Genomic DNA, 25,599 nt, shown 5'->3' with positions numbered 1-25,599 from the left:
TCCCGAACACATTCGCTTGCGTTAAGTATTGCTGCATGGCATACCAGAAAAAAAGAGGCGACAAATGATCGAAATTGAAACACGACAGTTGGCTGGTATCCCTGTCTTGCACGCCGTTCCGGCTGGCAAACGCGAGTGTTCACTCCCTTGCATTATTTTTTATCACGGGTTTACATCTTCAAGTCTGGTCTATAGCTATTTTGCCGTTGCTCTGGCTCAGGCCGGATTCCGGGTTGTCATGCCAGATGCGCCCGACCATGGTGCCCGCTTCAACGGTGATGCTCAGGAGCGAATGTTCCGCTTCTGGCATATATTGCAGCAAAACATGCAGGAGTTTACGACGTTACGTGCGGCGCTGGTGGCGGAAAATTGGCTATCAGATGAAAGACTTGCTGTTGCGGGGGCGTCGATGGGAGGCATGACGGCGTTGGGCATTATGACCCGCCATCCCGAGGTTAAATGTGTAGCCAGCCTGATGGGTTCGGGCTATTTTACCCGTCTTGCACAGACGCTTTTTCCCCCTTTACGAGTCCAGACGCCAGAGCAGCAGGCGGAGTTCGATGCCGTTATCGCACCGCTCGCCGAATGGGACGTTACGCATCAGCTACAACGCCTGGCCGACAGACCGTTGCTGTTGTGGCATGGACAGGAGGACGATGTGGTGCCCGCGGTTGAAACCTTCCGCTTACAACAGGCCCTGATTCAGGCAGGGCTGGATAACAATTTAACCTGCCTGTGGGAAGCGGGCGTGCGCCACCGCATCACGCCAGAGGCGCTGGCTGCGACGGTAACGTTTTTTCGCCAGCACCTTTAAACGCGCACGATGCTTACGCCCTGAGCTTCAAGTTGTTGCAGAATCTCAGGGTTAGCATTTTTGCCGGTAATGAGCATATCGATTTGATCGGCGCGACTGAACAGCATCCCCGCGCGTTCACCGACCTTACTGCTATCGACCAGCACCACCAGTTTACCCACTACGTTAAGCATCTTCTGCTCAGCCATCGCGGTTAGCATATCGGTTTTATACAGTCCGTCCGCGGTCAACCCTTTACCGCTGGTAAACATCCAGTGTCCGGCATACAGGCTATTTTCGCTGCCTTGCGGACTAAGCGTGATGGACTGGCTTTTGTTGTATTGCCCTCCCATGATGATCACGCTGTCATGCTCCTGGTCGATCAGATAGTTCGCCAGCGGCAGATAATTGGTGATGATCTGCACTGGCTTGCCGCACATTTCACGACCAAGCAGGAAGGCGGTTGATCCACAGTTGATCACCACGCTTTCACCTGCATTTACAAGCTGGGATGCGGCCTTGGCAATGCGAACTTTTTCATCGTGGTTCTGCGCCTGATGCAGATTCATAGGTGTCCAGCGCGGACGTTGCTGAGTAATGGCTTCTGCGCCATTGCGGACTTTCTTGAGTTTGCCGCTTTCGTCGAGTTTATTGATGTCCCGGCGTGCTGTGGCTGGTGAAATCCCCAGACGCTCAATCACGTTCTCAACGGTAACAAAGCCCAACTGCGCCAGCATATCCAGCAATATTTGATGTCTTTGTGCTTCAGTCATGAGCTATTCCGATACAAATTGATTTGAAAAGATGATATTTGAAATAGCCTGGAAATACTAAAGTAAATGGGAAAAAATGCCGGAATAGCCCGGCATTTTGTAGGGGTCACAAGAAGGATTTAAACGGCAGATCCGGTTCAATCGTGAAGCAGTCATCAAAGCCGCGCGGATAGTGATATTCAAAGTTGTCTTTGTCCAGCGGCCAGGTGAACTTACCGCCCACCTGCCAGATAAACGGCTTAAAGCCATACTTCAGTCGATCTTTTTTCATCTCCCACAGTACGCGGATCTCCTGAGGGTCGGCCTGGAAGTTTGACCAGATGTCATGATGGAAAGGGATCACCACTTTCGTATTCAACGCTTCCGCCATGCGCAGCATGTCGGAGCTGGTCATTTTGTCCGTAATCCCGCGCGGATTCTCACCGTAGGAGCCGAGCGCTACGTCGATCTGGTGCTCGTTGCCATGCTTTGCGTAGTAGTTAGAGTAGTGCGAGTCTCCGCTGTGGTACAGCGTACCGCCCGGTGTTTTGAACAGGTAGTTTACCGCACGTGCATCCATACCATCCGGCAGCACACCTGCCGCTTTTTGATCGGCAGGTAGCGTGATTAATGCCGTACGATCAAACGCGTCAAGCGCATGAATTTCAATATCTTTCACTTTCACCACATCACCTGGTTTTACCACGATGCAGCGCTCTTTTGGCACACCCCAACCGATCCACAGATCCACACAGGTTTGCGGCCCGATAAATGGCACGTCATCGGCGCAGTTTTGCATGACGGCGGCCGCGACATTCACGTCGATGTGATCGTTATGATCGTGTGTCGCCAGCACCGCATCGATCTGTCGAATTGCAAACGGATCAAGAACAAACGGCGTGGTGCGCAGGTTTGGCTGCAGTTTCTTCACCCCAGCCATGCGTTGCATCTGGTGGCCGGTTTTCATTAGCGGGTTACCGTGACTCTGTTTACCCGTCCCGCACCAGAAATCGACGCAAATGTTCGTCCCGCCTTCCGACTTCAGCCAGATGCCGGTACAGCCAAGCCACCACATAGCGAATGTGCCCGGGGCGACCTGCTCCTGTTCGATCTCTTCATTCAGCCAACTTCCCCACTCCGGGAATGTGCTCAGGATCCATGATTCACGCGTGATGCTTTTTACTTTACTCATCGCATTTACCTTCATATTTATTCAGATTAAGTCAATTTATGATTTGTTTTGATTGATATTGACATCATTTTTTCAAGAAGGCAATGCATTGATTTTTGGTGTTCAGCGGGGAAATGTGAGCAAATCACAGCGTGACAGGATGGTTTACTTGAGTGTTTGTTTTGTATTTTATTGTTTTAATAGAGTTTATTTTGGAAATGATGAATTAGAAGTAAAGCCACTCTGCAAGTGTGTGAATTATTTGCGTACTGCATCACATTTAATCAAATTCAATCTTGTTGTGATTATTTTTGAAAACTAGAGTGAGGGCACAACATCCTGGGCATCTGTAATGAATGTTCAGCAACTTCGTCTACTGGAGATCGTTATGGAGATCCTCTACAACATCTTTACCGTCTTTTTTAATCAGGTTATGACCAACGCGCCCTTGCTGTTGGGTATTGTGACCTGTCTTGGTTACATCCTGCTGCGTAAAAGCGTCAGCGTTATTATCAAAGGCACGATCAAAACGATTATCGGTTTTATGTTGCTGCAAGCGGGATCGGGCATTCTGACCAGCACGTTTAAACCGGTGGTGGCGAAGATGTCCGAAGTTTACGGTATCAATGGTGCGATTTCCGATACCTATGCCTCCATGATGGCAACCATCGAACGTATGGGCGATGCCTATAGTTGGGTGGGTTATGCTGTGCTGTTGGCGCTGGCGCTGAATATTTGTTACGTACTGCTACGGCGTATTACCGGCATTCGCACCATCATGCTGACCGGCCACATTATGTTCCAGCAGGCGGGCCTGATTGCCGTCTCTCTCTACATCTTCGGTTACCCGATGTGGACCACCATCATCTGCACCGCGGTGCTGGTGTCGCTCTACTGGGGTATTACCTCCAATATGATGTACAAGCCGACGCAGGAAGTGACCGACGGCTGCGGTTTCTCCATCGGTCACCAGCAGCAGTTCGCTTCATGGATTGCCTACAAAGTCGCGCCTTATCTGGGTAAGAAAGAGGAGAGTGTTGAAGATCTGAAGCTGCCGGGCTGGCTGAATATCTTCCATGACAACATCGTTTCTACCGCGATTGTTATGACCCTCTTCTTCGGCGCGATCCTGCTCTCTTTCGGTATTGATGTGGTTCAGGCGATGGCGGGTAAAACCCACTGGACGGTCTATATCCTGCAGACCGGTTTTTCGTTTGCCGTCGCTATTTTCATCATCACTCAGGGCGTACGTATGTTCGTGGCTGAGCTTTCAGAAGCGTTCAACGGTATCTCTCAACGTCTGATCCCGGGTGCAGTGCTGGCTATCGACTGCGCGGCGATTTATAGCTTTGCGCCCAACGCGGTGGTCTGGGGCTTTATGTGGGGCACCATCGGCCAACTGATTGCGGTGGGCATCCTGGTGGGTTGCGGCTCTTCTATTCTGATTATCCCTGGCTTTATTCCGATGTTCTTCTCGAACGCGACTATCGGCGTGTTTGCTAACCACTTTGGCGGCTGGCGCGCGGCGCTCAAGATTTGCCTGGTGATGGGGATGATCGAAATCTTCGGCTGCGTCTGGGCGGTGAAGCTCACCGGGATGAGCGCCTGGATGGGCATGGCGGACTGGTCAATTCTGGCGCCGCCGATGATGCAGGGCTTTGCCTCCATCGGCATCGTGTTTATGGCCGTCATTATTCTGATTGCACTGGCTTATATGTTTTTCGCAGGACGCACCTTGCGCGCTGAGGAAGACGCAGAAAAACAACTGGCAGAACACTCTGCTTAATAAGGAGTTCCGATTATGACCGTACGTATTTTGGCTGTATGTGGCAATGGGCAGGGGAGTTCCATGATCATGAAGATGAAGGTGGATCAGTTTTTAACCCAGTCAAATATTGACCATACGGTAAACAGTTGCGCAGTAGGTGAATACAAAAGTGAACTGAGCGGCGCGGATATCATCATCGCTTCTACCCATATCGCCGGTGAGATTACCGTATCGGGCAATAAATATGTTGTTGGCGTACGCAACATGCTGTCTCCCGCCGATTTTGGACCAAAACTGCTGGAAGTGATCAACGCGCATTTCCCTCAGGACGTGAAGTAAGGAGGCGGCCTATGAAATTACGTGATTCGCTGGCAGACAATAACGCCATCCTTTTACAGGCCGAGGCCAGTTCCTGGCAGGAAGCGGTAAAGCTGAGCGTGGATCTGCTGGTTAAGGCTGATGTGGTTGAACCACGCTACTACCAGGCCATCCTCGACGGAGTCGAACAGTTCGGCCCGTATTTCGTGATTGCGCCCGGCCTGGCGATGCCGCACGGCCGTCCGGAGGAAGGGGTTAAGAAAACCGGTTTTGCGCTGGTGACGCTGAAAACACCGCTGGTGTTTAACCACGAAGATAACGACCCGGTCGACATCCTGATCACCATGGCGGCAGTAGACGCCAACACACATCAGGAAGTCGGCATCATGCAGATCGTGAATCTCTTTGACGACGAAGCCAATTTCGACCGTTTACGTGCCTGCCGTACCGCGCAGGAAGTGCTGGATTTAATTGATAACGCCACTGCGGCGGCTGTTTAAAAGGATACCAAAATGTCATTACCTATGTTGCAGGTTGCGCTGGATAACCAATCAATGTCTTCCGCCTATGAAACGACGCGTCTGATTGCCGAAGAGGTCGATATCATTGAGGTTGGCACGATTCTTTGCGTGGCAGAGGGGGTGCGTGCCGTACGCGATCTGAAGGCGCTTTATCCGCATAAAATTGTGCTGGCGGACGCCAAAATCGCCGACGCGGGTAAAATCCTCTCGCGCATGTGTTTCGAAGCCAATGCTGACTGGGTTACCGTCATCTGCTGCGCGGATATCAACACCACCAGGGGGGCGCTGGAGGTGGCGAAAGAATTTAACGGCGACGTGCAGATTGAACTGACTGGTTACTGGACCTGGGAGCAGGCGCAGGAGTGGCGTGACGCGGGCATTGGGCAAGTAGTATATCACCGCAGCCGTGACGCGCAGGCGGCGGGTGTGGCGTGGGGAGAGGCAGATATCAGCGCCATCAAACGCCTTTCTGATATGGGCTTTAAGGTCACCGTCACCGGTGGCCTGGCGCTGGAGGATCTGCCGCTGTTCCAGGGGATCCCTATCCACGTCTTTATTGCCGGACGTAGTATTCGCGATGCCGCCTCTCCGGTAGACGCTGCGCGTCAGTTCAAACGTTCCATCGCCCAACTGTGGGGATAAGGAGCGACTATGTTGTCGAAACAGGTCCCGCTCGGTATCTATGAAAAAGCGCTCCCCGGCGGGGAGTGCTGGCTGGAACGCTTGCAGCTGGCGAAGGAACTGGGCTTTGATTTTGTTGAAATATCGGTTGATGAAACCGACGATCGCCTGGCGCGTCTTGACTGGCGCCGCGAGCAGCGACTGGCGCTGGTGGCCGCTATCGCTGAGACAGGGATACGCGTACCGTCCATGTGCCTGAGCGCTCATCGTCGTTTCCCGCTTGGCAGTGAAGATGATGCGGTGCGCGAACAGGGGCTGGAGATCATGCGTAAAGCCATTCAGTTTGCGCAGGATATCGGTATTCGCGTTATTCAACTGGCGGGTTACGACGTCTATTACCAGCAGGCCAATAACGAAACGCGTCGTCGGTTTCGCGATGGGCTGAAAGAGAGCGTGGAGATGGCGAGCCGCGCGCAGGTGACGCTGGCGATGGAAATCATGGATTATCCGCTGATGAATTCGATCAGCAAGGCACTGGGTTATGCCCACTATCTCAACAATCCGTGGTTCCAGCTGTATCCCGATATTGGCAATTTGTCGGCGTGGGATAACGACGTGCAGATGGAGCTGCAGGCTGGGATGGGTCATATCGTTGCCGTACACGTGAAGGATACCAAACCCGGTGTATTCAAAAATGTGCCGTTTGGTGAAGGGGTTGTTGAGTTCGAACGTTGTTTTGCGACGCTCAAACAGAGTGGGTACTGCGGACCATACCTGATTGAGATGTGGAGTGAAACGTCGGACGACCCGGCACGTGAAGTCGCGAAGGCGCGCGACTGGGTGAAGGCGCGAATGGCCAGCGCAGGTCTGGTGGAGGCGGTGTAATGCAAAAACTTAAACAGCAGGTTTTTGAGGCCAATATGGATTTGCCGCGCTACGGGCTGGTGACGTTCACCTGGGGGAACGTCAGCGCCATTGACCGCGAGCGCGGGCTGGTGGTGATTAAGCCTAGCGGCGTCGACTACCAAACGATGCAGGTAGATGACATGGTGGTTGTGGATCTGGTCGGCAACGTAGTGGAAGGGCGCTATCGTCCTTCTTCTGATACCGCCACCCATCTGGTGCTGTATCGCCGCTATTCTTCTCTCGGCGGCGTGGTGCACACCCACTCAACCCACGCGACGGCATGGGCGCAGGCGGGTCTGGCAATTCCCTCGTTCGGCACGACGCATGCGGATTACTTCTTTGGCGATATTCCCTGCACCAGGGCGTTAACTGAAGCTGAAGTTCAGGGCGAGTATGAGCTAAATACCGGTAAGGTGATTGTCGAAACGCTGGGGGAGGTGGAACCTTTGCATACGCCTGGCGTAGTGGTGTACCAGCATGGCCCGTTTGCCTGGGGCAAGGATGCTCACGATGCGGTACATAACGCCGTGGTGATGGAGGAAGTGGCAAAAATGGCATGGATTGCGCGTGGCATTAATCCGGCGCTTAGCCCCATCGACAGTTATCTGATGAATAAGCATTTCATGCGTAAGCACGGTCCAAACGCCTATTACGGACAGAAGTAACGACTAAGTCCTGGAGCCCAATCATTCAGGGGATGTTATCGATCTGGCTTCGGGACTTTTTTGCAAAAAAAGCCCCCTGTGAAGGGGGCAAATTAAACTGCGGCAATGTTCTCGTTGGTTATTTCTGGTGCTAGCGGTAAATATCTGCACTGGCGTGCATATTTCCGTTACTACCGGGTTCCCTGGTGAGGATCACGTGGTAGTAGGTTGCGCCTTGCGCATCGGTCTCTTCATTCAGGGCCTGAGTGGCTTCACTTTCAGTGGCGAAGTTATGATTTATGTAAATGACGCCTAAGCTCTGCACATCATCCATATTCCTGGCCTGATGATTGTCAATTTTGATGGCTGCCGTTGCATTTGCACTAAGCAAAAGCATAGCCAGAAGGGTCAAAACACGGGCTCGCATATGTACCTCCTCGACTGCGGTCTCTGGTTGCCTCTCTCCTGTGAGTGATTAGCTTCTGATGTAATTTTAACCGCTACCGGCGCAGTCGATAGCGACCATTTCTGATGCAGTTGTTCAAAAAATTACCGCATAGCCATCTTTTCTTTTATTAACAGGCCGCTGGTGTGTACCGCTGCGGTGAAAAATACCTGTCTTTCGCGCATAAGCACTTACCAAATAGTCAATTTAATCGGGTGAGTACGCCGTTTATAGTGAGCCGGATAATTAATATAACTTTATGATAATAAGGCAAAAACTTATGGATACTTCATTCATGGATTTCAGCTACTTTGTGATTATGTTTATGGTCGCGCTGGTGGCAGGCTTTATTAACGTGGTGTCGGGCGGCGGTGGTTTTCTCTCGATTGGCGCACTGTTAATTTCTGGTTTACCCCCGGCGAATACGCTGGCAACCAATAAAATTCAGGCGCTGGGCAGCTCGCTGACCTCCGGGATTTATTTTTTACGCCGGGGGCATATCAATGTGCAGGAGCACAAGTATGTGTTTTTATCTGCCTTTATCGGTTCTGCGATGGGAACGACGCTTATCCAGTTCATTGAACCGGAACTGCTGAAGAAACTGCTCCCGATCCTGATTATCGCGGTCGCTATCTACTTTATTTTTGCGCCAAATCTCAGCGAACCGAAAAGAAAGCAGCAGGTATCCCTGTTTCTCTTCTCGTTGATCGGCGGGGGATGCATTGGTTTTTATGACGGCTTTCTCGGTGCCGGGGCTGGCTCCTTTTATACCCTCAGCTATATCCTGCTGTGGGGATACAGCATTGATAAGGCGCAAATTCACTCGAATTTTATTAACCTGGCGTCCAACATCGCCTCGATATTGTTCTTCATTTTTGGCGGTAAAATGATCTGGTCACTGGGGCTGGTGATGTTTGCCGGGCAGTCCCTCGGCGCACGTCTTGGCGCGACGGTCGTACTAACGCGCGGCAAGAAAGTTATCCGACCCATGATTGTCATTGTCTCCATTTGCATCAGCGTCAAAATGCTGCTGGATATGTATTAATGGCGACATGATAAATAATCGTACAATTACCTTGAGTTTAGTGGCAGGCGCCAGTATTATGACGCGTCAATTTTTCAGCCGACCTTTAACACGTTCCTTGCCTCCCCGGGCCTCGGCTGACCCAGACAGGAGGCTGAATAATCCGTAAGGAGCAATTCGATGCGTCATTACGAAATCGTTTTTATGGTCCATCCTGACCAGAGCGAACAGGTTCCGGGTATGATCGAACGCTACACTGCTGCCATCACTGGTGCAGAAGGCACGATCCACCGTCTGGAAGACTGGGGCCGCCGTCAGCTGGCTTACCCGATCAACAAACTGCACAAAGCTCACTACGTTCTGCTGAACGTTGAAGCGCCGCAGGAAGTGATCGATGAGCTGGAAACTACCTTCCGCTTCAACGATGCCGTTATCCGCAGCATGGTTATGCGTACTAAACACGCTGTTACCGAAGCATCTCCGATGGTTAAAGCGAAAGACGAGCGTCGTGAACGTCGCGATGATTTCGCTAACGAAACCGCAGATGATGCTGAAGCTGGGGATTCTGAAGAGTAATTTCTGATGACCAACCGTCTGGCGTTGTCCGGCACCGTGTGCAGGGCTCCCCTTCGAAAGGTCAGTCCATCAGGAATTCCTCATTGCCAGTTCGTGCTTGAGCATCGTTCTGTGCAGGAGGAAGCCGGGTTTCACCGGCAGGCGTGGTGCCAAATGCCCGTTATTATTAGCGGACACGAAAACCAGGCCATTACTCACAGTATAACGGTCGGTAGCGCAGTGACCGTTCAGGGGTTCATCTCTTGCCACAAGGCAAAGAACGGCCTGAGCAAAATGGTTCTGCATGCCGAGCAGATTGAATTGATAGATTCTGGAGACTAGCCATATGGCACGTTATTTCCGTCGTCGCAAGTTCTGCCGTTTCACCGCGGAAGGCGTTCAAGAGATCGACTATAAAGATATCGCTACGCTGAAAAACTACATCACCGAAAGCGGTAAGATTGTCCCAAGCCGTATCACCGGTACCCGTGCAAAATACCAGCGTCAGCTGGCTCGCGCTATCAAACGCGCTCGCTACCTGTCCCTGCTGCCGTACACTGATCGTCATCAGTAATCGGTCACGGTCCATTAATACGACTTTGAGAGGATAAGGTAATGCAAGTTATTCTGCTTGATAAAGTAGCAAACCTGGGTAGCCTGGGTGATCAGGTTAACGTTAAAGCGGGCTATGCTCGTAACTTCCTGGTACCACAGGGTAAAGCTGTTCCTGCTACCAAGAAAAACGTTGAATTTTTCGAAGCGCGTCGCGCTGAGCTGGAAGCTAAACTGGCTGACGTTCTGTCCGCTGCTGAAGCTCGTGCTGAGAAAATCAATGCACTGGAAACCGTAACCATCGCGTCTAAAGCTGGCGACGAAGGTAAACTGTTCGGTTCCATCGGTACTCGCGACATCGCTGACGCTGTAACTGCAGCTGGCGTTGAAGTAGCTAAGAGCGAAGTTCGTCTGCCGAACGGCGTTCTGCGTACCACTGGTGAGCACGAAGTGAGCTTCCAGGTTCACAGCGAAGTGTTTGCTAAGCTGACTGTAAACGTAGTTGCAGAATAAGTTTTTATTCTGATTACCGCGTAAAAGCGCCGGCCTTGTGTCGGCGTTTTGCTTTTCTGTTCCCTCCGCTTTTCGCTCTGGCTATTCTTTATCCTTTTCGGGATAATCATAAAAATAAAACATTATTTCAAAGTGGTGATGGAATGGAACCAACGCACCAACCTCTGTTTGCGCGTAAAAATGTTGTCTACCTGAGCGCAGCGTTCTGCTGTCTGCTGTGGGGGAGCGCCTATCCGGCGATCAAAAGCGGATATGAGATCTTCCAGATTGCCACGGATGACATTCCTTCAAAAATTGTCTTTGCCGGCTATCGCTTCCTGTTTGCTGGATTATTGCGTCTATTGCTGGCGGTGGCGCAGCGTAAACCGATTGGCCGGTTAAGCCCGCGTCAGTACGGTCAGCTCACGCTGTTGGGACTGACGCAAACCTCGCTGCAATACATCTTCTTCTATATTGGCCTGGCGTTCACGACGGGGGTGAAAGGGTCGATCATGAACGCGACCGGCACCTTCTTCAGCGTGCTGCTGGCCCATTTTATCTATCAGAACGACAAGCTGAGCTACAACAAAGTGCTGGGCTGTATCCTGGGCTTTACTGGCGTAATGGTGGTGAACTTTAGCAGCGGACTGGATTTTAACTTCAGCCTGTTAGGGGACGGTTCAGTGGTGATGGCGGCCTTTATTCTTTCTGCCGCCACGTTATACGGTAAACGCATTTCTCAGACGGTAGACCCGACGGTAATGACAGGATATCAGTTGGGTGTCGGCGGTCTGGCGCTGGTTATCGGCGGCTACGCTTTTGGTGGCACGCTGACCGTACACGGCGCGTCTTCAGTGGCGATTCTGGGCTACCTGACGTTACTCTCTTCGGTCGCTTTTGCGTTGTGGAGTATTCTGCTCAAGCATAACCGCGTGGGGATGATTGCGCCGTTTAACTTCCTGATCCCGGTTTCGGGGGCGGTTCTGTCGGCGATATTCCTCGGCGAAAACATTCTCGAATGGAAATATGCGTTGGCGCTGGTGCTAGTCTGTTCCGGGATCTGGTGGGTGAACAAGGTGAAGCGCTGACGCTTCACCTTGATGTCTGATGCGCTGTGTTTATCAGGTCTACAGGTGTGCCGGTTAACGGGCGCGAATAAAACTGCCGTTAGGTTGTCGAGTAAACAGTACCTGCTGACCATTACCGGTATCAATGGTTAATCCCGTTACCACGCCGTTGGCATTCTGCCTGATTTGTACCATCTGTCCGTCTTTCAGGTTGCTCAGCGGTTTTCCGGCACCTTCAACCTGCGCCATTGCGTATACATCGGTTGGCGGGAGGTTATGGTCACGGAATACCTGCGCCAGCGTTTTGCCCGAGTCTACGCGATAGGAGCGCCACTGCTGCTCAATTCCACTATCCTGTTGGAAAGGTTGCGCCTGCGGCTGAGATTGCTGAGCCTGCGGCTGCGCGTCTGGTTCTCCTTCCTGGATTGGCTCAGGCGCAAGCGGAGCGACCTGGCCCGGATCGTTTTGCGGGGCGACCAACTGTGCCTGCAGTTGAGCTTCGGTCGGCGGCTGCGATTGTGACTGCAAATCCAGCTGGGCAGTACGCGTAACCACAGGGGCATCGCTGGTGTCACTGGAGGGCAGCAGGAAGCCTATCACCAGCACGATAGCAGCAATTATAATGCCGCGTCGGTGCATAGGCGGTAGCGGATCCATAATGCGAAAATTGTCCGGTGCATGCCAGATTTTCGCCAGGGTTGGTTTTAATTCAAAGCGCCCGGGCATGGCTTTCCTCCTGCTCCGCGTCTCGTTCCTCGATCATAGAGTATAGATGGCTAATGCTATGATGTTCGTCATATTACCCGCTTTCGTGACGTCAACGCGGGGTATTCCTATTGTTTATGTTTCCTCGCGATTTGTCATCTGTTCCCGAGACAAAGTTTTACCGGATGCGGCATGGCTGATATGCTGCCCGCTACTTTACATCCGATGAAAGGAAATATGATGGCTAACCCGACTTTTGACACTATCGAAGCGCAAGCAAGCTACGGCATTGGTTTGCAGGTAGGACAACAGCTGAGTGAATCCGGACTGGAAGGACTGTTGCCTGAAGCGCTGGTAGCGGGTATCGCTGACGCGCTGGAAGGTAAGCACCCGGCAGTGCCGGTTGATGTTGTGCATCGCGCACTGCGTGAAATCCACGAACGCGCTGATGCAGTACGTCGCGAGCGTTTCCAGGCTATGGCGGCTGATGGCGTCAAATATCTGGAAGAAAACCGTGAGAAAGAGGGTGTGAACAGCACTGAATCCGGTTTGCAGTTCCGTGTTCTGACTCAGGGCGAAGGTGCTATTCCAGCGCGTACTGACCGCGTTCGCGTGCATTACACCGGTAAACTGATCGACGGTACCGTGTTTGACAGCTCTGTCGCACGCGGCGAACCGGCTGAATTCCCGGTTAACGGCGTGATCCCTGGCTGGATTGAAGCGCTGACCCTGATGCCGGTAGGTTCCAAATGGGAACTGACTATTCCTCAGGAACTGGCTTACGGCGAGCGTGGCGCTGGTGCGTCCATTCCTCCGTTCAGCACGCTGGTGTTCGACGTTGAGCTGCTTGAGATTCTGTAAGCAGTGACTTCTGTTCCCTCCGAGGCCGGGGGGAACAAAAAAATAGCGTGAAAAGCTATAGTTACGTGGTTGTCGATATTTTATTTTGTAAATGCCTCGTTAGCGTGTATTTTTGTGAGCTGATTCGCGCTATCAGAGTGATATGACACTCATTTTAAACATTAAATTAACATTATATCTAAATCTTAGTATTCATCCCGCCAATTCTTACCTAATATCGATGAGTCCTGATAATCAGGAACGTCGTATCATAGACACACTAAAGGCCGTAGAGCCTGAACAACACAGACAGGTACAGGAAGAAAAAACATGGTAGATCAGGTAAAAGTCGACGCCGCTGAAGAGGCTTCGTCTGAACAGTCGCTACGGCGCAATCTCACAAACCGTCATATTCAACTTATTGCCATTGGTGGTGCTATTGGTACCGGCCTGTTTATGGGCTCAGGTAAAACCATTAGCCTCGCCGGACCGTCGATCATCTTTGTGTATATGATTATCGGTTTTATGCTGTTTTTCGTGATGCGTGCAATGGGTGAATTGCTGCTCTCGAATCTGGAGTACAAATCTTTTAGTGATTTCGCCTCTGACCTGCTCGGGCCATGGGCCGGGTATTTTACCGGCTGGACTTACTGGTTCTGCTGGGTTGTTACCGGGATGGCAGACGTTGTCGCCATTACGGCGTATGCGCAATTCTGGTTCCCCGAACTTTCAGACTGGGTCGCCTCGCTGGCGGTGATCGTGCTGCTGCTGAGCCTCAACCTTGCCACTGTAAAAATGTTCGGTGAGATGGAGTTCTGGTTTGCGATGATCAAAATCGTCGCCATCATCGGCCTGATTGTCGTTGGTCTGGTGATGGTGTTGACGCACTTCCAGTCGCCAACCGGCGTTCAGGCATCGTTCACGCATCTGTGGAATGACGGTGGCTGGTTCCCGAAAGGTCTGAGCGGCTTCTTTGCTGGCTTCCAGATAGCCGTGTTCGCGTTTGTGGGTATTGAGCTGGTGGGAACGACCGCTGCAGAAACCAAGGACCCGGAGAAATCTCTGCCGCGCGCCATTAACTCGATTCCGATCCGTATCATCATGTTCTACGTTTTTGCGCTGATCGTGATTATGTCTGTAACACCGTGGAGCTCGGTAGTGCCAACCAAGAGCCCATTCGTTGAACTGTTTGTGCTGGTCGGGCTGCCTGCCGCGGCGAGCCTGATCAACTTTGTGGTGCTGACTTCAGCTGCCTCTTCCGCAAACAGTGGCGTGTTCTCTACCAGCCGTATGCTGTTCGGCCTGGCACAGGAAGGCGTAGCGCCTAAAGCGTTTGCCAAACTGTCTAAACGCGCAGTTCCGGCGAAAGGTTTAACCTTCTCCTGTATCTGTCTGCTGGGCGGCGTGGTGATGCTTTACGTGAACCCGAGCGTGATTGGCGCGTTCACCATGATCACCACCGTGTCGGCGATTCTGTTCATGTTCGTCTGGACCATCATTCTTTGCTCGTACCTGGTGTACCGCAAGCAGCGTCCGCACCTGCATGAAAAATCAATCTACAAGATGCCGCTAGGCAAGCTGATGTGCTGGGTATGTATGGCGTTCTTCGTCTTCGTACTGGTACTGCTGACGCTGGAAGATGATACCCGCCAGGCGCTGATCGTGACGCCGCTGTGGTTCATCGCGCTGGGTCTGGGTTGGTTGTTTATCGGTAAGAAACGTATGGCAGGTATGCGTTAATTTTAGTGCCCGGTAGCGCGATGCTTACCGGGCCTGAATTCCGTAGGCCGGATACGCGTTTGCGCTATCCGGCGATATCTTTACTCCCCGGCGAGAGCTCGCGGGAACAACACATTATTTTCCAGACTGATGTGTTCCATCAAGTCGTCGATCATCTCGTTAATGCCGTTATACATGGCTTTCCAGGTGGTGCAGGCTTCTGGCGGCGGCGTCACGTTATGGGTGATGTGTTTGATCACTTCGACCAGTTCACCGGCATCGTCATGTTCGCTTTCCATCACGCTGATTGGTCCCATCGCCTGGCTACCCATGCCCTGTTTGATCATCGGGAACAGGATCTGCTCTTCTTTCATCATATGGCTGGACAGCTCTTCATGCAGCATGGTCAGGTTTTTCGCCAGACCGCGTGGTACGTTCGGTTTATCTGCGTGAACGCGTTCAACTTTCGTGGCCTGCAGAATCAGTTCCGGCAGCTGTTCGCGGTGTCTGTCGTGATAACGCACGATGATATGATCGATGATTTCAGCCAGTGCCACGGTACGCCAGTCTTTCTCCAGCGGCTGTTCAGCCAACTGCGCGAGCTGTGCCTCAATAACGTCTAAATCCAGCTCTTTACGCGCAGCAGCGCGTGCCAGCGTTTGCTTACCGCCGCAGCAGTAATCCATATCGTATTTACGAAACAGGGCCGAAGCGCGAGGAATAGAGAGCGCCAGTTCACCTAAAGGTTGATCGCGATAAGACATTGCCGTTACCTCATTCTCAATAATATAAGATGCATTTTAAATGCAACTTATGGCGAAGGATATAACCCTTTCGTGGTGCAATGCCGTTCAGTTAAGCATGTATGGAGAACATGTGATTCCGGCTCAGGGTTCCGTTCACCTCAGCGATATCAATTCTCTGAAGCTCAGATACCCGTGAACGTGCAAGAGAGGCTCACCGCCGCCTCCCTTGCATCCCAGGCTCCCGGCGGGAAAATCGTCGCTGCGCGATTCATTCGTCTTATGCCGTCTGCCTGTCGGGTCGGGGCCGGGCCTGCGTCCCTGCAGGCCGTCCCCTCTGCCCGCATCCCTGCGGGCAGACCCGGTCAGCCGTCAACGCCTCATCGATTTTCAGCCGGACCGGGGTCATCGCTGCAACGCACTGACTTCCAGTTAACTCTGTTTTGCTGTTCAGATAAAAAACGCAGGTGGTCAGGTGTGGGCTGGTCCGGCTGAAAATTGCCGACGTGTTTCCGGAAGGCCGGGAGAACCCGCAGGGATGCGGGTTCAGGGCGCGTTTTGCAGGGACGCTACCTCGCGCCCGGCCCGGTAGCCTGGAGGAATAAACGGAGGGGACCGCGGAGCGGCAATTTTCCCGCCGGGAGCCGGGATTGTTAAGGGTACAGCGATAGTACCCTTAACACGTTCACAGGAATCGTGTTTCAGAGAAACGATGAACATGAGGTGAACGGAACCCTTTCTCTGAGATAGCATGTTCATCACCTCCGCCAATACAGGCTGATGATTTCTGATACAGAGGAGTTAACTGAACGGTATTGCTTTCGTGGTGGGGTTTTTTGTGAGGAATGTCTCGAAAATTTCTTGTTTCGTTAAGGTGCTGAATCTTATTAGAAAGGAGAGGGGCGGCGAAAAAAGCCGCGCGACAGGATTAAATAAGCGCACGCCGCTGCCGATAGTTAGACCTCAGACAATACCTGCATAATAAAAGGCTACAGATGTTTAAACGAATCAAAGTGATAACCTTACTTATCACCGTGTTACTCGCCCTGGGCGCGATGCAGCTCATCTCCGCGGGCGTCTTTATTGGCGCGCTCAATAACGATAAGCAAAACTTTAACGTCTCTCAGCTTTCCAGCCAGAACGTGGCCGAGTTTACCGATGCGTGGATTAGCCTGAACCAGGCTCGCGTCACGCTCAACCGGGGCATGTTGCGTTTACAGGGAACGATGGCCAGCGAGATTAACGGCGGTCAGTTGAAGGAACTGGTGAACACGGCAAATCGCCTGTTGGCCGAATCGAAAGAGCATTACGATAAATACTACGCCCTGCCGGAAACGCCGGGGCTTGATGAACATCTGGCCGATCGACTGGAAGAGCAGTACGGCATCTATTCTGCGACGCTGGCTAAAATGAACGCGCTGCTGGCTGAAGGTAAGCTGGAAGAGATGTTCAAGCAGAATGCCGAGCAAAAGCAAACGGCCATGCAGGAAGTCTATCGGGAATGGCGTAGCGCGCAAACGGCGCTGGCCACTGCCGGGGTGCAGGACAATGAGAGTGATTACCAGAAGATAATCTGGCTGCTGTCTGCCGTGATGCTGATTGTCGTCACCGTGATTATCGCCAGCTGGCTGGCGATGCAGCGAGTGCTGCTCAAGCCTCTCCACGAAGTGATGGGGCATATTCGCCACATTGCTGCGGGTGATTTGACGCACAGCATCAACGCAGATGGCAGCAATGAGATGGCGCTGCTGGCAGTCAACGTTCGCGACATGCAGCAGGCGCTGGCGAACACAGTCAGCGTGGTGCGTGACGGGGCTGACACCATCTATACCGGCGCAGGTGAAATTGCCGCCGGCAGTAACGATCTCTCTTCACGTACCGAGCAGCAGGCCGCCTCTCTGGAAGAGACTGCTGCCAGCATGGAACAACTCACCGCTACCGTGAAGCAGAACGCGGATAACGCGCGTCAGGCGACCAGTCTGGCAAAAAATGCCTCACAGACGGCGCAGAAAGGCGGAACCGTGGTTGATGGCGTAGTGCGTACGATGGATGAAATTGCCACCAGTTCCAGCAAAATCGCGCAAATTACCAATGTTATCGACGGCATTGCCTTCCAGACCAATATTCTGGCGCTGAACGCGGCAGTAGAAGCGGCGCGTGCGGGCGAGCAGGGGCGCGGGTTTGCCGTGGTCGCTGGCGAGGTCCGTACACTGGCACAGCGTAGCGCTCAGGCGGCGAAAGAGATTAAGGCACTGATTGATGACTCGGGGAATCGGGTGAATGCCGGTACGGCGCTGGTGCATGAAGCGGGTGAAACGATGGCGGAAATTGTGAGCGCCGTGACCCGTGTGACCGACATCATGGGCGAGATAGCTTCGGCCTCTGATGAACAGAGCCGGGGTATCGATCAGGTAGGTCAGGCGGTTGCCGAGATGGATCGCGTGACGCAGCAAAACGCCTCGCTGGTGGAGGAGTCCGCTTCCGCCGCCGCCGCGCTCGAAGAGCAGGCAGCACGACTGAATCAGACCGTAGCGGTGTTTAAAGTTTAACGTCTACTCCGGCCTACAAAATAATATCTTGTAGGTCGGATTAGCGCAGCGCCGTCTGGGCCATTATGATTGTGGAACCACGACGACGCTTGGTTTCTGTGGTTTGGCTCTGACGGCTATCACCACCCCAACAATCAGCAGCGCAATGCCGCTTACCGTCAGCAGCGGCGGGAATTCCTGGCGCAGGATAAAGGTGTACACCAGGCCAGCCAGCGTTTCGAAGACAATCAGCGGGCCGAGGATCACCGTCGGCAATTTTTGGCTGGCGACGTTCCAGCACAGTGCGCCAACCCACGAACACAATACCGCAATCGCTATCATCAGGCCGATAAACACGCCCGGACGTGGGCCGAAGGGCAGGGCAAAGTCCGGCGTTTGTCCGTTCAGCCACAGGCAGGCTGCAATATAACCGAGCAGAGAAACAGGCAACGTTACCAGTGCCTGGGCCGTCGCCCACATCATCGGGTGCTTATCTGGATTCTCGCGCAGCCAGCGGGCATTACGCAGCGCATACCACGCCCAACACACTACCGAGATCAGCGCCAGCGCGATTCCAGAACCATAACGCCAGCCGCTAAAGTCGGGTAAGCCTTGATTCAGCTCCGAGATATTCACGCACAGCAGACCGATACCAATCAGCACCAGCGCAGGCGACAGACGCCACCATGATAATTTGCCGTCGCGCTGGCTGTAGAGCAGGTTAGCGAAGACCGGGATCACAACCGGCAATGTACCAATAATCATCGTTGAAACCGGCGCGCCAGTGCGCTGGATGGCGCTTGCCAGGCAAACGTAATAAATCAGATTACCCATCATCGTTAGCGCCAGCGCAGTGACCCAGTCTTTATGCGTCAACTGACGCAAGCGCACACGTCCCAGCCAGGCAATCGGCAACGCTATTAGCCCCAGCGCCAGATAGCGTCCCATCGACTGCAATACCGCCGGGTATTCCGGTACGATCAGCGGCCCAACAAAAATTAATCCCCACATCAGCCCAGCCAGCAGGGCATACAACACGCCGCTAATCATTTTTGACATCCACATCGCTTAACAATAAGTCGAGTGTAGGCAGGAAAAATGCAGCCGTATTGTATGAGATTGCTGTTCAACGCCGGACGACTTGTTTCTGATAACGTACCGGCGTAATACCGTAGCGATGGGTAAACGCGCGGGTGAGATGCGACTGGTCGGTGAGGCCGGTTGCGGCAGCGACCTCCGCGGCGGGCATTCCGTGAGTGAGAAAACCCTTGGCTCGCCACAGGCGGATCGCCATCAGCATCTGGTGCGGCGTGACGTGGAAATGAGATTTAAACTGGCGCTGAAAATGCCAGGGGCTCAGCGCTGCAACCCGCGCCAGTTCGTCGAGCGTGACCGGGTGCATATAATTATCGTGCAAATACTCGCGTACCCGTTCAAAGCGATGCGCTCCCTCCGGTAATACCGGCGCATGGCGGGCCAGCGGCTGGAACGTGTCGATCAGATCGAGTAATAGCCCTTTTTGCGCCAGCGGATCCTCAGTGTTCCACAGGCCATGAATCAGCGAGCAGATCTGGCGCGAGCGTAGCGGATCGTGACGCGTTACGTCATGAAACCACCAGTGGCGGATCCCGGTGACTTCTTCCAGAAGATCGGGCTCAAGATAGATCATCCGATAGCGCCAGCCGTCGGCGGTTTCCGCTTCGCCGGTATGTAGCTCATCGGGATTCATGGTGACGACGGAATGGGCGGGGGCCACGTACTGCGTGCCGCGATAGCGAAAACGTTCGGCTCCGGCTTCTATCGCGCCAATACCAAACGCTTCATGGGTGTGGGGTTCAAAGGCGTAACGCGAGATGTGCGCATGATACAGCTCAACGCCCGGCACCTGTGCCAGATGGCGAAAGCGGGCGCTGTCTTTCTCATCAATAAACTGCTCAGGTACACCTTGCACGTATTCTCTCCCCACGCATCATCATGTCATTATCAGAGAGGATGCGCGGGGATGCCACCACAATTAACTAATTTTTAACACTTACACGATGCCTTTGACGCTGTCTGCCAGCGACGTGGTTGGACGACCAATCAGTTTGCTCAGCGTATGGCTGTCGTCGAAGAGGCCACCTTTAGAGGCACCAACGTCTGAGTCAGCCAGCATGTCCGCCAGTCCGGCAGGCAGACCAACACCTTTCAGCGCGGCGGCAAAATCAGCTTCGTTCAGGTTTTGATACACCACTTTTTTACCGCTCTGTTTTGCCAGTTCGGCCGCCAGCTGGCTCAGGGTCCAGCCTTCGTCGCCCGCCAGTTCATAGATTTTACCGGCATGACCGTCTTCACTGATGACGCGCGCGGCGGCAGCGGCATAGTCGGCACGGGTCGCCGAGGCGATTTTGCCTTCTCCCGCCGCCCCAATAAACACGCCGTGTTCCAGCGCGGCTGGTGCGCTGGCGAGATAGTTTTCGGTGTACCAACCGTTACGCAGCAGCGCGTACGCGATACCGGATTCAGCCAGCATCTTCTCGGTTGCGACATGCTCATCAGCCAGCCCCAGCGGGGAGCGATCGGCGTGCAGCAGGCTGGTGTAGGCGATAAATTTCACGTGGGCCGCTTTCGCCGCGTTAATCACGTTGCGATGCTGCGGGGCACGTTGTCCCACTTCGCTGGAGGAGATTAGCAGTAACTTGTCTATCCCCTGTAAGGCCGTGGTAAAGGCAGCTTCATCACTGTAATCCGCCTGACGAACGGTAATGCCCTGCTGGCTAAGCGCCGTCGCTTTAGCAGGATTACGCACAATAGCCACAATCTGGCTGGCAGGAACGGTTTTCAGTAGCGTTTCAATAACGTGTTGGCCCAGTTGGCCAGTGGCACCAGTAATCGCGATCATAGGATAACTCCTTTGGTATTGGTCTTGTGTTTAATCACATTAACACCTAAACTTACTTTTGGTAAGTACGTACAAAAAGGTTAGTATGAAAATGACAGCTTTGACGCTCTCCCAGCAATTACGTGATGGCAATTTGTTTGCCGAGCAGTGTCCCTCCCGCGAGGTGTTAAAACACGTCACCAGCCGCTGGGGTGTATTGATTCTGGTGGCGCTGCGCGACGGTACGCACCGTTTCAGCGATTTGCGCCGTAAGATGGGCGGCGTCAGTGAAAAAATGCTGGCGCAATCCCTGCAGGCGTTAGAACAGGACGGGTTTATCAATCGGGTGTCATATCCGGTGGTACCGCCGCATGTGGAGTATAGCCTGACACCGTTGGGTGAGCAGGTGAGCGAAAAAGTCGCAGCGCTGGCGGACTGGATAGAGGTGAATTTGCCGCAGGTTTTGGCAAATCATACCGTTAAGAACGAAGACGTCCCAGCATCAACGTAAACGACCCGGTCGGGCTTGCCGGATGGCGCAGTGCCACCCGGCGTGGTCTTACTTACTCAAATCCAACTGATAAATGGCGAAGCCGATGTCATCGGTAGCGACTTTCTTCAGTGGATACTGGCCTTTCTCTTTGATAAACGCAGCGGCTTTATCAGACGGTGATGTTTCAAAGCGAATATCCAGTTGTGTCTCGCTGTGAATCGGCGCCAGGCGCCAGTTGTTATCTGCCGCTGGATGAATTTCGCCTGCGCTCTTTGTCTGGGAACCTATCCATGCTGCCAGCACCGAGCGGTTTTCATCTGGTGATGCAAACGCGATGTGGCTGTCGCCGGTCCCGGCAAACTTACCGCCGTAGGCGCGGTAGTTGTTGGTCGCGACGAGGAAGGTTGCGTTCGGATCGATCGGTTTGCCGTTAAAGGTCAGATTTTTAATACGCTCCGCTTGCGGGTTAATCGTCTGGCATTCACCGTCATAGCGAGCGGGTTGTGAAACATCAATCTGATAATTCACGCCGTCAATCACGTCGAAGTTATAGGTACGGAAGCCATCCCAGTTAATTAACGACTGTGGTTTGCTGCTGTGGATATCAATCTGATTAAACTGCCCGGCAGAACATTCCAGCCACTCTTTCACCTCTTTACCGCTGGCTTTCACCACGACCAGGGTATTGGGATAGAGATACAAATCAGCGGCGTTACGGAAGGTAAGCTGACCTTTTTCGACTTCGACAAAGCTGGCCGGATCGTTCTTGCGTCCACCGACTTTAAACGGCGCAGCGGCGGAAAGTACCGGTAGTTTCGCCAGGTCCGGATCGCCCTGGATAAAATGTTCCACATAGGCTTTCTGCGCATTATTCACCACCTGCACGGTCGGGTCGTCCTGAACCAGCGCCAGATAGCTGTACATGTTGTCGGCAGATTTACCGATTGGCTTGCTGACAAATTCACGCGTGGCATCGTGATCGGCTTTTAGGATCTCAACGATTTTTTGGTCTTCGCCAGCCAGTGATTTTTTGTCCGCGGCGTCATAAATCGGGCGCGCCTGCGCTTTCCCCTGCGTAACCTGCCATTTACCGCTGTCGTTATTCAGCACTAAATCCACCACGCCCAGGTGATCGCCCCACATGCCCGGCATCACCGCAGGAACGCCATTGAGCGTACCTGTTGTGATATCTGCGCCTTTGATGTTGGCAAAGTCTTTCCCCGGGAAAACGGCGTGAGCGTGACCAAACATAATGGCATCCACGCCCGGAACTTCACTGAGGTAGTAAACGGAGTTTTCCGCCATCGCCTGGTATGGGTCGGCAGAAAGCCCGGAGTGAGCAACCACCACCACGACATCGGCACCTTTGGCTCGCATTTCTGGCACGTATTTACGTGCGGTTTCCGTAATGTCATTCACGGTCACTTTGCCGCTGAGGTTGGCTTTATCCCAGGTCATGATCTGCGGCGGCACAAAACCGATATAGCCAATTTTCAGCGTCTGCTTGTTTCCTTCCTGATCGACAACCTCAGTCTCTTTGATCAGATAAGGAGTAAACAGCGGCTTTTTGGTCTTAACGTCGATGATATTGGCGTTAACGTAAGGGAACTTCGCCCCGGCTAGCGCGTTGTGCAGATACTCAAGACCGTAGTTAAATTCATGGTTGCCAAGGTTACCCATGGCGTAATCCAGCGTATTCAGTGCCTTATATACCGGATGCGTTTCGCCCGCTTTCAGCCCCTTGGCCGCCATATAATCCCCGAGCGGGCTGCCCTGAATCAGATCACCGTTATCAACCAGCACGCTGTTTTTGACTTCACCACGTGCTGCGTTGATCAGGCTTGCCGTACGAACCAGGCCAAATTTTTCAGTCGGCGTATCTTTGTAATAATCGAAATCCATCATATTGCTATGTAAATCAGTGGTTTCCATTATGCGCAGATCGACGGTCGCGGCATTGACGCTGGCTGCAATCAGCGTGGCCAGAAACGTTGCACTAAACTTAATCATCAGGGGCATCCTTTTAAGATCTAAGCCACAAAAGAAAATGTATATAAATCTTCTTGCTTACAGAACTGTGAATCATGACATGAATATAGCGTTTAAAACCGCAGACGCTATCACAGTTGGCGGATCCTTTGGCGATCGGGTATAAGTAAAACAACGAGTTAACACCACGACAGAAACGAGGTGGAGAATGTTAGAACATGTATGCCAGCTTGCACGGAATGCGGGCGATGCCATTATGCAGGTCTACGATGGAATCAAACCGATGGAGATTACCAGCAAGCAGGACGATTCTCCGGTCACGGCGGCGGATATCGCCGCGCATACGGTGATCCTCGAAGGATTACTGGCGCTGACGCCGGATATTCCGGTCCTGTCTGAAGAAGCGCCTCCTGGCTGGGATGTTCGCCAGCACTGGCAGCGCTACTGGCTGGTAGACCCGCTGGACGGTACCAAAGAGTTCATTAAGCGTAACGGTGAATTCACCGTCAATATTGCGCTTATCGAGCAAGGAAAGCCGGTACTGGGCGTGGTTTACGCGCCGGTGATGAAAGTGATGTACAGCGCGGCAGAAGGTAAAGCGTGGAAAGAAGAGTGCGGCGTGCGCAAACAAATCCATGTTCGTGACGCGCGTCCGCCGTTGGTGGTGATTAGCCGTTCGCATGCTGACAATGAGTTAAAAGAGTATCTGCAACAGTTGGGTGAGCACCAGACCACGTCGATTGGCTCATCGCTGAAGTTCTGCCTGGTGGCGGAAGGGCAGGCACAACTGTACCCACGTTTTGGGCCAACTAACGTATGGGACACTGCCGCTGGCCACGCCGTTGCTGCCGCAGCCGGGGCGCACGTTCACGACTGGCAGGGGAAATCTCTGGATTACACCCCACGTGAATCATTCCTCAACCCCGGCTTCCGCGTCGCTATTTACTGAGTAATTTGTGCAGCAGGGCAATAACCTGCTGCACCTCTTCCTGCGTCAACGCACCATCTTTTGCCCACTGAACGCGTCCGTCCTTATCAAGTACGGCGATAGCGGAGCTCTCTTCATCCAGTTGCCAGGCTTTACGCGCAATGCCATTACTGTCGACAATAAATTGTGACCACGGGTAGAGCTTCTTATTGCTCTCCAGACTGCTGCGCACAAACATACCGGAGCCAGGAATAGCGTCATCGGTGTTGACGATCGTGGTGGTCTGGTATTTGTCGTGCGGCAGGTTGGCCGCCTTGATTGCCTCGATCAGCGTAGCATTTTTCTCTTTGGCGGAGGTGCGTCCGGCAATGTGTTGCACAATTCGCACTTTCCCTGGCAGCTGCGCGCTATTCCAGCTTTTGTAGCTAAACTTATCGTTCTCGAGAATCAGTTCGCCACGATCGGCGATCCCCACCGGCGGCACGCGCTGGTTAGTCTCAAACGAATGCGCACAGGCAATCATCGGCAGCAGCAGGCACGACAGCGCCAGCAGTTTTTGTAAGGTCATAGGTTTTCCTTCTTTACTTTATTTTGCAGGTGATCCGACCACTTGGGTCTGGAATTTAATCATATGTGCGATTGATGCTTTTTCCCGCAAGCGCGATGCCAGTTTGCGGACGGGCGCACAAATCCTGCGAAAAATGAAGGCTTATACTGAAGACAGCGAAGCGTTGAAAAGATAATTCTGAATATTTGTAACCTGAAGGTAAATAAACTTATACACGCTGGAAACATGAGCGAGATAGTCTATAGTCATAGGGCATTAAAATTTGCGCCTGAGGATTGTCGGACCGATTGTGGTACCGCAAAGGCGTAATGCTCAGCAGGAGACAACAATGAAAATTTTCCAACGATACAACCCGCTGCAGGTGGCGAAGTACGTGAAGATCCTGTTTCGTGGACGGTTATATATCAAGGATGTAGGCGCTTTTGAATTTGATAAGGGTAAGATTCTTATCCCAAAAGTGAAGGACAAACTGCATTTTTCCGTGATGTCCGAAGTTAACCGTCAGGTCTTGCGTCTGCAAACTGAGATGGCTTGATCAAAGTGCTATGCGGTAGTTAAAAAAACGGCTCCTGAATGGGAGCCGTTGATGTTTCTGCA

29 protein-coding genes are annotated in these 25,599 nt (G+C 52.8%); 19 read left to right on the top strand and 10 right to left on the bottom strand.

The features are described from left to right. Positions 1–64 precede the first annotated feature (64 nt). Entirely contained in the window at positions 65–814 is a 750-nt protein-coding gene (gene yjfP, locus HV350_RS22015) for an esterase (protein ID WP_103766918.1), read from the top strand. Here yjfP and ulaR read toward each other — a convergent pair. Both ulaR and ulaG read right to left on the bottom strand, forming a co-directional pair. Continuing rightward, positions 811–1,566 (bottom strand): HTH-type transcriptional regulator UlaR, encoded by a 756-nt coding sequence (ulaR, locus tag HV350_RS22010; protein WP_016151423.1) that lies wholly within the window; start codon positions 1,564–1,566, stop codon positions 811–813. The two genes, yjfP and ulaR, sit on opposite strands and share 4 nt — an antisense overlap. Before the next feature lie 106 nt (positions 1,567–1,672). Further along, positions 1,673–2,737, bottom strand: coding sequence for an L-ascorbate 6-phosphate lactonase (gene ulaG, locus HV350_RS22005; protein WP_016151424.1), 1,065 nt, complete (start codon positions 2,735–2,737; stop codon positions 1,673–1,675). 367 nt (positions 2,738–3,104) lie between these two features. Here ulaG and ulaA point away from each other — a divergent pair, with 367 nt between their 5' ends. Genes ulaA through HV350_RS21975 form a run of 6 tightly spaced genes read left to right on the top strand, consistent with a single transcriptional unit; the run spans position 3,105 to position 7,515 of the window. Then, positions 3,105–4,502 (top strand): PTS ascorbate transporter subunit IIC, encoded by a 1,398-nt coding sequence (ulaA, locus tag HV350_RS22000; RefSeq protein ID WP_016155515.1) that lies wholly within the window; start codon positions 3,105–3,107, stop codon positions 4,500–4,502. 15 nt (positions 4,503–4,517) lie between these two features. Then, positions 4,518–4,823, top strand: coding sequence for a PTS ascorbate transporter subunit IIB (ulaB, locus tag HV350_RS21995; protein ID WP_016151426.1), 306 nt, complete (start codon positions 4,518–4,520; stop codon positions 4,821–4,823). A gap of 11 nt (positions 4,824–4,834) precedes the next feature. Continuing rightward, positions 4,835–5,302 carry a PTS ascorbate transporter subunit IIA gene (gene ulaC / locus HV350_RS21990; protein WP_016151427.1) on the top strand — a complete coding sequence of 156 codons (468 nt, stop codon included), beginning with the start codon at positions 4,835–4,837 and terminating at the stop codon, positions 5,300–5,302. Positions 5,303–5,314: 12 nt separating this feature from the next. Continuing rightward, complete coding sequence (gene ulaD, locus HV350_RS21985; RefSeq protein WP_046275837.1) at positions 5,315–5,965, top strand: 3-keto-L-gulonate-6-phosphate decarboxylase UlaD; 651 nt, start codon at positions 5,315–5,317, stop codon at positions 5,963–5,965. 9 nt (positions 5,966–5,974) lie between these two features. Further along, positions 5,975–6,829, top strand: a complete 855-nt coding sequence (locus HV350_RS21980) for an L-ribulose-5-phosphate 3-epimerase (protein ID WP_016151429.1) — start codon at positions 5,975–5,977, stop codon at positions 6,827–6,829. Further along, positions 6,829–7,515 (top strand): L-ribulose-5-phosphate 4-epimerase, encoded by a 687-nt coding sequence (locus tag HV350_RS21975; RefSeq protein ID WP_047499985.1) that lies wholly within the window; start codon positions 6,829–6,831, stop codon positions 7,513–7,515. The genes HV350_RS21980 and HV350_RS21975 overlap by 1 nt, the downstream gene beginning before the upstream one ends. Before the next feature lie 130 nt (positions 7,516–7,645). Here HV350_RS21975 and yjfY read toward each other — a convergent pair whose 3' ends face one another. Then, on the bottom strand, positions 7,646–7,921 hold the full coding sequence (gene yjfY, locus HV350_RS21970; protein WP_016155520.1) for a DUF1471 family protein YjfY: 276 nt from the start codon (positions 7,919–7,921) through the stop codon (positions 7,646–7,648). A gap of 298 nt (positions 7,922–8,219) precedes the next feature. On the opposite strand from yjfY, the gene HV350_RS21965 reads away from it, so the two are divergent. From HV350_RS21965 to HV350_RS21940, 6 genes are all read left to right on the top strand, one after another. Next, positions 8,220–8,984 (top strand): TSUP family transporter, encoded by a 765-nt coding sequence (locus HV350_RS21965; RefSeq protein ID WP_181629318.1) that lies wholly within the window; start codon positions 8,220–8,222, stop codon positions 8,982–8,984. A gap of 159 nt (positions 8,985–9,143) precedes the next feature. Next, positions 9,144–9,539 (top strand): 30S ribosomal protein S6, encoded by a 396-nt coding sequence (gene rpsF, locus HV350_RS21960; protein WP_016151433.1) that lies wholly within the window; start codon positions 9,144–9,146, stop codon positions 9,537–9,539. Between the two features lie 6 nt (positions 9,540–9,545). Then, positions 9,546–9,860: a primosomal replication protein N gene (gene priB / locus HV350_RS21955; RefSeq protein ID WP_003025674.1), complete on the top strand. Its 315-nt coding sequence runs from the start codon at positions 9,546–9,548 to the stop codon at positions 9,858–9,860. A gap of 4 nt (positions 9,861–9,864) precedes the next feature. Continuing rightward, entirely contained in the window at positions 9,865–10,092 is a 228-nt protein-coding gene (gene rpsR / locus HV350_RS21950) for a 30S ribosomal protein S18 (RefSeq protein ID WP_000135199.1), read from the top strand. Positions 10,093–10,133: 41 nt separating this feature from the next. Further along, complete coding sequence (rplI, locus tag HV350_RS21945) at positions 10,134–10,583, top strand: 50S ribosomal protein L9 (RefSeq protein ID WP_003025676.1); 450 nt, start codon at positions 10,134–10,136, stop codon at positions 10,581–10,583. Positions 10,584–10,726: 143 nt separating this feature from the next. Further along, entirely contained in the window at positions 10,727–11,650 is a 924-nt protein-coding gene (locus HV350_RS21940; RefSeq protein ID WP_181629316.1) for a DMT family transporter, read from the top strand. A gap of 54 nt (positions 11,651–11,704) precedes the next feature. On the opposite strand, the gene HV350_RS21935 is transcribed toward HV350_RS21940, so the two are convergent. Next, the gene (locus HV350_RS21935) at positions 11,705–12,355 is read right to left on the bottom strand and encodes an OapA family protein (protein ID WP_181629315.1); all 651 of its coding nucleotides are present in this window, start codon (positions 12,353–12,355) and stop codon (positions 11,705–11,707) included. A gap of 219 nt (positions 12,356–12,574) precedes the next feature. Here HV350_RS21935 and fklB point away from each other — a divergent pair, with 219 nt between their 5' ends. Together fklB and cycA are read left to right on the top strand one after the other, a co-directional pair. After that, positions 12,575–13,195: an FKBP-type peptidyl-prolyl cis-trans isomerase gene (gene fklB / locus HV350_RS21930; protein ID WP_003025685.1), complete on the top strand. Its 621-nt coding sequence runs from the start codon at positions 12,575–12,577 to the stop codon at positions 13,193–13,195. 309 nt (positions 13,196–13,504) lie between these two features. After that, positions 13,505–14,914 carry a D-serine/D-alanine/glycine transporter gene (gene cycA, locus HV350_RS21925; protein WP_016151437.1) on the top strand — a complete coding sequence of 470 codons (1,410 nt, stop codon included), beginning with the start codon at positions 13,505–13,507 and terminating at the stop codon, positions 14,912–14,914. Positions 14,915–14,994: 80 nt separating this feature from the next. Here cycA and ytfE read toward each other — a convergent pair whose 3' ends face one another. After that, entirely contained in the window at positions 14,995–15,657 is a 663-nt protein-coding gene (gene ytfE, locus HV350_RS21920; protein ID WP_003025690.1) for an iron-sulfur cluster repair protein YtfE, read from the bottom strand. A gap of 974 nt (positions 15,658–16,631) precedes the next feature. Here ytfE and HV350_RS21915 point away from each other — a divergent pair. Next, positions 16,632–18,185, top strand: coding sequence for a methyl-accepting chemotaxis protein (locus tag HV350_RS21915; protein ID WP_046275835.1), 1,554 nt, complete (start codon positions 16,632–16,634; stop codon positions 18,183–18,185). 63 nt (positions 18,186–18,248) lie between these two features. Here the strand turns inward: HV350_RS21915 and HV350_RS21910 are convergent, their stop codons facing one another. The 3 genes from HV350_RS21910 to HV350_RS21900 form a co-directional block, all read right to left on the bottom strand. Then, positions 18,249–19,214, bottom strand: coding sequence for a DMT family transporter (locus HV350_RS21910; protein ID WP_046275834.1), 966 nt, complete (start codon positions 19,212–19,214; stop codon positions 18,249–18,251). 76 nt (positions 19,215–19,290) lie between these two features. Beyond that, entirely contained in the window at positions 19,291–20,115 is an 825-nt protein-coding gene (locus HV350_RS21905; RefSeq protein ID WP_016155523.1) for an AraC family transcriptional regulator, read from the bottom strand. A gap of 81 nt (positions 20,116–20,196) precedes the next feature. Further along, a complete protein-coding gene (locus HV350_RS21900) occupies positions 20,197–21,045 on the bottom strand; it encodes an SDR family oxidoreductase (RefSeq protein WP_131405533.1) in 849 nt (282 codons plus the stop codon). A gap of 85 nt (positions 21,046–21,130) precedes the next feature. Here HV350_RS21900 and HV350_RS21895 point away from each other — a divergent pair, with 85 nt between their 5' ends. After that, a complete protein-coding gene (locus tag HV350_RS21895) occupies positions 21,131–21,535 on the top strand; it encodes a helix-turn-helix domain-containing protein (RefSeq protein ID WP_047358571.1) in 405 nt (134 codons plus the stop codon). Between the two features lie 48 nt (positions 21,536–21,583). Here HV350_RS21895 and cpdB read toward each other — a convergent pair whose 3' ends face one another. Then, entirely contained in the window at positions 21,584–23,527 is a 1,944-nt protein-coding gene (cpdB, locus tag HV350_RS21890) for a 2',3'-cyclic-nucleotide 2'-phosphodiesterase (RefSeq protein ID WP_181629313.1), read from the bottom strand. A gap of 187 nt (positions 23,528–23,714) precedes the next feature. Between cpdB and cysQ the strand changes: the two genes are divergently transcribed. Further along, entirely contained in the window at positions 23,715–24,455 is a 741-nt protein-coding gene (gene cysQ, locus HV350_RS21885) for a 3'(2'),5'-bisphosphate nucleotidase CysQ (RefSeq protein ID WP_016151445.1), read from the top strand. Here cysQ and HV350_RS21880 read toward each other — a convergent pair. Continuing rightward, positions 24,445–25,002: a YtfJ family protein gene (locus HV350_RS21880; protein WP_155574766.1), complete on the bottom strand. Its 558-nt coding sequence runs from the start codon at positions 25,000–25,002 to the stop codon at positions 24,445–24,447. The two genes, cysQ and HV350_RS21880, sit on opposite strands and share 11 nt — an antisense overlap. A gap of 328 nt (positions 25,003–25,330) precedes the next feature. Here HV350_RS21880 and HV350_RS21875 point away from each other — a divergent pair, with 328 nt between their 5' ends. Next, the gene (locus HV350_RS21875) at positions 25,331–25,537 is read left to right on the top strand and encodes a DUF1107 domain-containing protein (protein ID WP_003025710.1); all 207 of its coding nucleotides are present in this window, start codon (positions 25,331–25,333) and stop codon (positions 25,535–25,537) included. The last annotated feature ends 62 nt before the right edge of the window (positions 25,538–25,599 follow it).

Origin of the sequence: Citrobacter sp. RHBSTW-01013, assembly GCF_013781985.1 — a bacterium.
Taxonomy (GTDB): Bacteria; Pseudomonadota; Gammaproteobacteria; order Enterobacterales; family Enterobacteriaceae; genus Citrobacter; species Citrobacter braakii.
The sequence above is the reverse complement of the archived record's forward strand: the minus strand, read 5'-3'. Positions and strand labels throughout refer to the sequence as shown.